Below are 441 nucleotides of genomic sequence, written 5' to 3' on the forward strand. Positions count from 1 at the left end.
TGAATTACAACGTTTGTTAGCAGAGCTTAAACGCATGCTACCGAATCAAGACAATAAAATCACCCTCAATGTCGGCCGTGAATTTTTACAAGTCTTACTACCCTTTGGTGAAGTCGATAGTACAGGACAGCTAAAAAATGCCATCATGGTGGCTTTTACCGCACGCCTGATTGATGGTAAGTTTCCCGATTATCGCCGCGTCATGCCGTCGTCAACCAACAAACTTGCCCGTATCAGCCAAGAGCAATTAGCGAATGTGCTTCGCCGCGTGGCTATTTTGAGTAATGAGAAATCGCGTGGCGTAATTTTTGATTTTTCAGGTGATAACAATTTGATGGTGCGTGCTAGCAATGCTGAGCAAGATGAAGCCAGTGAGCAGCTTGAGGTTAAATACCAAGGTGAGCCATTAGAAATATCATTCAATGTGGCTTATTTGCTAGA

At 43.5% G+C, this 441-nt stretch carries 1 pseudogene; it reads left to right on the plus strand.

Annotation, left to right across the window (positions count from 1 at the left end):
• Positions 1-441 (plus strand): annotated as a pseudogene (locus tag IV512_RS19770) (hypothetical protein); the annotation flags it as partial.

It is taken from the genome of Pseudozobellia sp. WGM2, assembly GCF_017810075.1.
In the GTDB taxonomy this organism is placed as follows: domain Bacteria; phylum Bacteroidota; class Bacteroidia; order Flavobacteriales; family Flavobacteriaceae; genus JADNYK01.